The organism is Candidatus Symbiopectobacterium sp. NZEC135 (assembly GCF_025962695.1).
On record NZ_JAGFPF010001331.1, the window covers coordinates 1 to 592 of the forward strand.

Here is a 592-nt window from a genome sequence, read left to right on the forward strand (position 1 = left end):
TCCTGCCAGGTGGCATTGGAATGCCCGGCAGAAACCACGATCCCCGCCTGGCTAAGCTGTCGAATCATGGCAGGTGGCACCTTTTCCGGTGCCAGCGTGATTTGACCAATCACATCCGCATTGGCACAAAGATAGTCAACCAGCTGTTGCTCTGGCGCACGGATCAGGCGGGCATCGTGCGTACCTTTTTTTATTACATTCAGCCAGGGCCCTTCAATATGCAGGCCGAGCGCCTGATTGGCGTATGATGCGAGATAAGCGCGCATCGTTTCTACCGCGTGCTTGATAAAGGCATCACTGGAGGTGATAAGCGTAGGGAGAAAACTGGTGCAACCTGAGCGTTGGTTGGCATGCTGCATGGTTTCCAGCGTGGCAATGGAAATGGCATCAAGGCTGTCATTGAACTGGACGCCACCGCAGCCGTTAAGCTGTAAACCGATAAAGCCGGGGGCCACCGAGGCACCATTCAGACTGTGGCGTGGCAGGGTGTCGGAGAGATCGGATTCGAGACACACGCTTTCGATCGTGCCATCGTTGATAACGATAGCATGGTCATCCAGGATTTGGTGCCCGGTATAGATACGACAATGGG

At 54.7% G+C, this 592-nt stretch carries 1 protein-coding gene; it reads right to left on the minus strand.

Features of this window, described 5'->3' with window-relative positions:
* Positions 1–592 (minus strand): amidohydrolase family protein (locus J5224_RS34110; protein ID WP_264629278.1); only part of this gene is annotated, 592 nt, incomplete at both ends.